Here is a 3143-nt window from a genome sequence, read left to right on the forward strand (position 1 = left end):
GTTGTAGTATTTCCCCTTGCCGGCTCAATTGTTTGCAGGTAATCTTCAAGTCCCTGAGGGCCGCTGAACTCATAAACTGCAACATGGTAGGTGGTCGCCGCTTCAAGATTGACGACTACAACACTGTCTGCCGTACCGTTATAAACAACAAAATCGCCCGTCGTAATCTCCTGCCCGCTTGCCCAGGCATTATTGGCCGAATATGTTGTTCCGTCAGCCGGTATAGCATCGACAGCACTTCCCTGTTTAACTATCACAAGCCTGTTGGTTCCGTTTCCATTAGTCCACCTGACCGTGAATGATGTTGAGGTGATATTCGTGAATATGACATCGGAAGCCTGGATTGTCGGAGGAGGGGGCGGCTGATAATTCATACTCAGTCCGGTCATCGATGAATAGGCGAACTTGTTCAGAGACGTCGTTGAAGGATCAGTTGTAGCTGAAAAAGGTATTGTTCTGTTGGCAACGCTGTTCCTCATGCTGTATCCATTAAACCCTGCCAAATAAGTGGCAGTCTGATCAAGTATCATAGTCCACTCGGGGGCATAGGTTATTGTTGCGGGCTGGTTCTGACCGGAATTGTAGGTTGCTATAACTTCCACAGCCTGGTTAAATGCATTTACTAATAGGGCCGGACTGAATGCAAATCCATTAACCAGTACTGCTCCACTATTGTAATTTATTGATCCTGTGAGAGGTGAGCCCTGGTTTATATAGTCGAATACTGCCGCCCATACATCAGTGTTACGAATCGTACCCCCACTTATTGCCACTGAAAGAGTATTATTTGTACCGGCTGCATCAAGACCAGCTTCATTCAAATAATATATAGCTGTATGCTGGATGGACGAGATGCCGATATCACCTTGTGCAAGTGTTAAAGGCTGTCCTCCATATGAAAGAGAAACTGATAGAACTCCGGGGCCAGTTCTTTCTGAGGCAATGGCAACCAATAGCAGCCTGTTGGCATTGCTTCCTGAAGGGACATCATAAATGACATTCTGTTGTTCAGATGAACTGCCGTGATATAGGCTTGTCCAGCTTTTCAGTGTGGCAACCTGCGCAAACATGGAGACGGAAAAGACAACAATTAAAATCATTGTTAAAATTACAGGCCTTGCAGTCAGAATTATTTTTTTCATGCGATTTGATCTATTTTCAGTTAATAATGGTCTCCCCTCAAACAAATAACTCCTGCCTTTTAATATGTATTGGTTAAAAGCATTTGTTCCCTGTTGATTTTTCTACAACCAAAAAATGACATTGGTCATCATTGTATTAGTGCATGATATTACAAATATAAAACTATTGCTCCATATTGCTAAAATGCCGACAATTAAAAATATATTATTAAAAATAATCACAGATCATTAGTGTCCATTTAAATATAATTGATTTTCAACTGTATACAATTTAGTTCTTTGACATCTTGGTAATCTTGGTTCGTAAGTAGCTCTTTTAGAGGCGTTTTATCAAAAAGGGATATGCTTAAAATCTGTAGAATTTCGTAAGGCGAACGATCTACTTTCAGTTTATAAGCGACTATTGCTACCAGACAATAAACGATGATCGCAGAGTAGATTTGGATTTTAACTGCATTAGGAGTTGTTCCCCAGAAGGATTTTATTTTAAGATGCTGTTTGATCCATTTGAAGAACAATTCCACTTTCCAGCGATATTTATAGAGCAAAGCTATCTCATGGGCCTTAAGATCAAAGTTGTTTGTCATAAACTCGAAGACTCTATTTGTTTCTTCATCATAAAACTTGATTTTCCGGAGTTTATCCGGGTAGTATTGTAATGAGTAAAAACCTTCGAGCTTGCCAATCTGATCTGAAAGGACTCCGGTACTTTTATCTGCATTGTTGGAATACATTCGTTTAAATCTGAGGTTTTTCTTGGTTCGTGTTACAAAATATGCTGAATGCCGAGTAATCCTGTAAAGCCTTTCATAATCAGTATAACCACGATCCAGTATATAATATCCTCCTGGTTCGTATGTTAGTAAATCCAAGGCATTCATATCATGTACCGAGGCCTTGGTTATGAGGAGACAGCTTGGGATTGAGGTTTTTACATCAAACAGAGTGTGTAATTTAACTCCACCCTTCGTTTTACGGAACTCAGCCCACCAGAAGACATTCAGGCATAAATCAATAGTAGACGAATCAAAGGCATAGACATTTGATTTAATGTTCAAATTAAAGTCTTTTATTGCAGTAACTCTTCTGGCTTCTTCAATCAGATGATAAGCGAGCTCTTCAAATATCCGATAGTTACGTTTTTCATTTGCTTTAGCCAAATTAGATCGGCTTACATTTTTCCCAAAACCCAAGTGATAAAACTTGGATCTATGTGCTTCAAGTCCAATCATTAAATCTCGTAAACTTTCTCTGCCTGAGAGTTGGCCAAAAAGCATGCACGATAATTGGTTCCAGCATGAAAAGAACTTAACATACTTGTTTCCATCGTACTTTTCAACCAACCGATCCAACACTCTTTGGGGCAAAAAATCTGTAAGCTGATTGAAAATATACTTGCCTTGATTCATGGTTTTTCGCTTTTAACAAAGCTAAAACCAGAAGATTCAATTCAAATCGTCACGCTCCCAAAAAACACTACAACCTCGATATATTCAAGATTTCAAAGAACGATATTTAATTTTTAGTGGACACTAATGATCACAGATAATTAATTACATAAAAACAATCCCTTTTAAAATCAGCTTCCTCATAAGATGGATTTGCAATGTTATAATCATAGCTACCTTTGTTATTCCTGCTGAAAAAATTCATCGCAAATAGCTTCCAGTAAACCTTTCTTTAAGGTTTTTTCAAAGAGCTGGCAGACATGATGAATAATTTTCCCATCTCCCTTTTAGTAAATTACATTTTCACAAAATATTATTTTGAATTGATATTGTTTTAAATTTAAGAACGGTTGAACCGTGAGGTTCAATAAATAGGCAAAGACTATCCTTCATCACAATAATTATCAAAATACAAACCTACAAAAACAAAGCTTTCATTAAGTCAAACACTAATTAAAACGGATTCAGAAGAATTATATTTCCCGTCTTTGATGACAAATCGGTTTTAAAGATAGTATTGTGAACTTTTCCTAAGTTATACCGGAATGGCCGT

The 3143-nt window shown here is 38.0% G+C and carries 2 protein-coding genes; both read right to left on the minus strand.

The features are described from left to right. Positions 1–1142, minus strand: a 1142-nt coding sequence (locus VIO64_RS13180) for a fibronectin type III domain-containing protein (protein ID WP_331918944.1), incomplete at its 3' end; no start/stop codon positions are given. Positions 1143–1381: 239 nt separating this feature from the next. After that, positions 1382–2551 carry an IS4 family transposase gene (locus VIO64_RS13185; RefSeq protein WP_331918946.1) on the minus strand — a complete coding sequence of 390 codons (1170 nt, stop codon included), beginning with the start codon at positions 2549–2551 and terminating at the stop codon, positions 1382–1384. Positions 2552–3143 lie beyond the last annotated feature (592 nt).

It is taken from the genome of Pseudobacteroides sp. (assembly GCF_036567765.1).
In the GTDB taxonomy this organism is placed as follows: Bacteria; Bacillota; Clostridia; order Acetivibrionales; family DSM-2933; genus Pseudobacteroides.